The 4800-nt window shown below is 30.0% G+C and carries 3 protein-coding genes and 1 pseudogene; 1 reads left to right on the forward strand and 3 read right to left on the reverse strand.

Annotated elements, in window-relative coordinates; translation table 11 throughout:
- Nucleotides 1-632: 632 nt before the first annotated feature.
- The 3 genes from Ctaglu_RS24310 to Ctaglu_RS24320 form a co-directional block, all read right to left on the reverse strand.
- On the reverse strand, nt 633-1133 hold the full coding sequence (locus Ctaglu_RS24310) for a hypothetical protein (RefSeq protein ID WP_125006604.1): 501 nt from the start codon (nt 1131-1133) through the stop codon (nt 633-635).
- 76 nt (nt 1134-1209) lie between these two features.
- Nucleotides 1210-2694, reverse strand: a complete 1485-nt coding sequence (locus tag Ctaglu_RS24315) for a winged helix-turn-helix transcriptional regulator (protein WP_125006606.1) — start codon at nt 2692-2694, stop codon at nt 1210-1212.
- 433 nt (nt 2695-3127) lie between these two features.
- Nucleotides 3128-3967 carry a hypothetical protein gene (locus Ctaglu_RS24320; RefSeq protein ID WP_125006608.1) on the reverse strand — a complete coding sequence of 280 codons (840 nt, stop codon included), beginning with the start codon at nt 3965-3967 and terminating at the stop codon, nt 3128-3130.
- 219 nt (nt 3968-4186) lie between these two features.
- Between Ctaglu_RS24320 and Ctaglu_RS24325 the strand changes: the two are divergent.
- Nucleotides 4187-4513 (forward strand): annotated as a pseudogene (locus Ctaglu_RS24325) (transposase); the annotation flags it as partial.
- Between the last annotated feature and the right edge of the window lie 287 nt (nt 4514-4800).

Raw genomic sequence — 4800 nt, forward strand, 5'->3', positions numbered from 1 at the left:
AATCCAAACCTATTCATAGTACGTCATAACAGCCACAAAATAGTAGTTCCATTTTTGATTTACAGTTCATTAAAAATGGAAAATGCTGTCTTGTGGCTGTTTTTTGCATGAATCGTTGCCGTACCCCTTCTAGAATTGAAATTGAGAAAGCTATAGAAAAAGCTTTTTATTGATATTAATCTCTTACAAATGCTCATTTGGAATTAAATGGGCATTTGTTGTGATTTTCTGTTCCATTAATACAGAGACCCCAAAATGTATTAAAGTCTCTGATGGTGGTATTCAGACTTATGTTGGCGAGACCCCAGTTAGAACTATTAATTCTAAGTCAGAATGTTTTGATAAAATATATTTTTGGTAATAACTGTCTTAACGTATGTTTTCCACGTTTTGCGAGCACTACCCCATAATGGTTCTATATACTTCATACTTTTTATATCATTTAAAAATTGTTTATTGATTTTATCTTTCATATTTTCATAGCCTCCTTATATATATAAATATAACACTCTACCGCACTCCATTTAGGGCGAAAACCATGCCCTAAACTACGTTTGGTGTGATTTTAAAACCCCTGTATATAATAAAAGACATCGAGACACACGCAAAAATCGGTAACTCAATGTCTTTTATTACTTTCTAAAATTACTCAACTCCACAACCGCGCATTCTCCACGATTCTCTTCCTTCATATTATCTACCATTTCCACCAGCTCCCCAATTATCAAAACCATCTCATGCTTACTATATTCTTTATCATCAAAACCCTTTGCTTCTCCATAAACCTTTTTGTAAAGATTTTTCGCATACTTCATCTGTTTATCTGTAGCCGGCTGCACCTTCTGCTTTTTAAGCCTCTCCACAGTATTCCCCTTTAACTTATCTATTTTTTTTAAGTACCTCTCTTCAAACACTTTTTTAATATCCTCTAAGAGCTCCTCATCTACATCAAATCTTTCATCAGTAATTCTCTTAACAAACTGAAGCTTGCCATCGTTCATTTCAAATTTATCCGTGTACCAGGAGTCAAACACAGAATCAAAATCCTCATCCTCAGAAATCCCTTTTAACTTAGTAGTCATACTACCACTGATACTAAGCTTCCACCTTTGTTCTAAATCTTTATATAACATAATGTTACCCCCTAGAAATTTCTATAGCACAAGCTAGGAAAAAAAAGAAAAAGGTAAGCAGGGTACACCCATAATCTTATCCGACGTTTTTTGATACCAAACTATTTTGAAAATCTTCCTTTATTTTCTTGTAATATCTCTTAACTGTAGCTATACTAATGTTTAACCTTTTAGCAATTTCATTTTGACTTAACCCTTTATCTTTTAATTCTTTTACTGCTATTATCTTATTTAACTTTTCTAGCTGTTTTTTTGTTAATCCATCTGCATCTCTTCTCTTAACCTTTTGATACACCTTATCTCTTCGCTTAACTTCTTTCGTATTAATAATAGTCTTAAGAAGCCTCATCTCTTCTTCAATGATATTTAAGAGCCCTATAAGCGTTGTATTTTTATAGTTGTAACCCTTATATTTATATCCAGACCTATTTTTCTTTTTATCATCGCCATCTTTAATCTCAATTTTAAATTGCTCTACATCTTCTTTTTCTTTATTATCAAATTCATTCTCTAGCCACTCCTTATATGCCTTTTCTGCCTGCGCGGTTTGACTTTTAACCTCGCTTTCAGGTAGTGGGCATACAAATCCCTTGTTAAACTCTAAAGTGTCCTCTAATGCCTTATTAAGGTCACTAGTGAAACAACAAGCCCAATATCTATATAAAAAACACATTAGCTCTCTTTGCCCTTTTTCTACTAAGTTTCCATTTTCATCTCTGCAATATCCTTTTCTAAAAGTCTGAAGCTCTACAAGATCCATGAGTCTTGCATGGTGAAGACTATAAAGATTATATAATTTTAGAACCTTTGATTTTCTTCCAGATTTCTTTACATTTGGATTTTTAACATAGTCATTTAGCTCCGGAAGATAATTCTCTTGAATATCACGAAGCTCATATCTTTGCTCATTAAAAACCAATAACTCAGTTGCTTGTCCATTTTTTTGGTTAGTAGTCCCTGCTAACCTAGATACTCTAGCTGCATCAATTGATTTAGCATCAGCACCTATTTCCTTTAACTTTTCTAAAAAGAATTTCTGCACTGCGTTCCAAAGTGGAAGAGCCATATGTGGCACCGGCTTTATAAGCCAATAAATAACTATTCCTTGCCCTGATATAACTATAAAGCTAGGTGGTGGAACCGACTTCTTAAAGTAATCCTTCTCAAGGAGCCATATAATCTGGTCTGCAGTTAATCCTTTATATTCTTCTAAGGTGTAATAATCCAAATCTATAAATAATGAATTTAATTTTCTTATATTTTCTATACGCCTCATAGGTTTATAAAAACTATTAGGGCTCAAATATATATTCGCATCATTTACACTTATCAACTTTTGTATATTTTCATTAAGCTCGTCTACTTTGTAGTGATGTTGTATCCAATTACTTCCCTTTTTGCTTGCTATAGTTATATATCCATCATCATATTTATGTAACAGATCTATTTGCATTTGTGCTTGTGATACTCGCTCGCTATTGACCAAAGCTTCCATTGGCACTATGGTTAAATTTCTTATAAGCTCACTTAACTCATCAATCTGCTTTTTTTGTGCCAACATAAAAAAGCCCTCCTATTTTTTTGTAACCCAAATAAAGAGTGCTGCATTATACCTATTAAATACTTTATTTAATTTACATGCATATTGACTATTAACAATAAGTATATTAAACTAAGTATATAAATTAAATAAAATATTTAAAGATATAATTCTCCTATTTGAGGAAGATATCAGGATTTATGAAACTCTTGAATGAAGTCTCCAAACTTTACAGATTCAAGAGTTGTTTTATTTTTTGGATATATATAAACCCTGATTGTTTTTTTATTTGTAAATATTTGTAATTTTATTTTGTTTATTGTAATTTTATCTGTTTTAAGTCTACTATGTATTACCTAAAATTTCAAGTTTTTATAATCTATATCCATGTTTTTATTTCTTATATATTTTACTTATAATTTCATTATTTATATTAATTTGTGCTAAATAAACCTTATTTTTTATATTTATCAATGTATTCAATCATGGCCATAGCCATAAGGTCTTGCATTGTGTACTGACTGTATGTCTTACTAAACTTCTTAAATTCAGCTATAACACTTGGATATACCTTGAATCCCCTTGTACTAGGTTCTTCATTTAACCTTTCTTTATCAATCTTTATTTCAGAAATCTCAATATCAATAATGTTTTCTTTCTTTCTTTGCTCCTTATACCAACTACTCATTTCCTCAATTTCATATCTCATTTCTTCAATAGATTTAATTCTCTTATCAAAGCTCGCTAAGGCCGTTTCGCTTAGTGATACAAAAGTTTCACTAAGTGGCGGAATCATAATTTCATTTTCTTTATTAGTCTTGTCTACTTTATTTTTCTGAGTTTCATTTTTGAGTTTTACTATAGAAGCACTTTCATATTTACCATCATTAATATTAAGTGATTCTAAAGTTTCACTTTCGTTGTTTGGCTTACTTACTAAGCTTTCCACAGTTTCACTTTTGATAACTAAAGTTTCACTTTTAAGTTTTACTTTTGTATCACTATTGTTGTTTTTATCAGTTTCACTTAGTGATACTATTTTTTTATTTTTGTTTTTTGTAATAAACTCACCAGGTATGTCATAAAGAAAAGTTGATTTATTATATTTTATATCAGTATCTTGTATAGTAACCGAAAAATTTTTTCTGTTTATGCCGAACCCTTTTATAAGTTTATCTGTTGGGATTTTATCCTCCTTAGATCTAGTTCTATTAGCAATAGTATTTTCATTTAATGCTATTGCTATTTCTATAAGCTCTTCTATTGTTAATTCCAACTTCTTCGGTTCTCCCATATGCTTTCACCCCTATTATAACAACTATAGTGAAACTATAGTTTCACTATATAATTTAATATAAAAACTATTTAGATTTTATGATAACAAAATGTATTTGTTTTTTTAATTATAGCTTATTTTATATTGGTAATGTTTTTAAATATAAAATTTGTTTGATTTTAAAATATCACTAGCAAATACTACTAGTAGGATGCGTATTAGATGTAAACAATACTAGGGTATGTAACATTTAAATGGAGAGATTATAAAGACCATAATAAAGAAAAGTTTATGACACTTACATTAGATGAATTTATTATAAGATTTCTCATGCATGTTTTATCAAGAAAGTTTGTTAAAATTAGACATTATGGAATATTAAGCAACAGAAATAGGTCAACTAAGCTTCAAAAATGCAAAGAACTTACAGGAGCAGTAGAAAATAAAAATCAAAATTTAGAAGTTAAGTTAAGTGCAGCGGAGCTTCTTTTAAAGCTTACAGGGATAGATATAAATATCTGTTCTTGCTGTGGTAAAGGTAAACTGATTACAAAAGAGAAATTAAAGTTAATATTCTTAGTGTTAAAGCAAATTTCAGAAAGATGGAAAAGATTGAATCCCCATAGTAGTGGAAACGCGGCATCGTTCTTTAGCTTGTTTCAGAAATTGAGCAACTTTAGTGGCTATCATCATTTAAGTATATACTTATGGTGATAGTTTTTATCGGCTCAACATCTGAATCCAAACCTATTCAAAATGCGAAACAACTGAGTCTAAAATTATGTTAATTCAAATCTACAAATTGGAATTTGTATTAATATTCTTTTATAATATTGGTACGCAAATTTCAC

This window comes from Clostridium tagluense (assembly GCF_003865095.1).
GTDB lineage: Bacteria > Bacillota > Clostridia > Clostridiales > Clostridiaceae > Clostridium_AD > Clostridium_AD tagluense.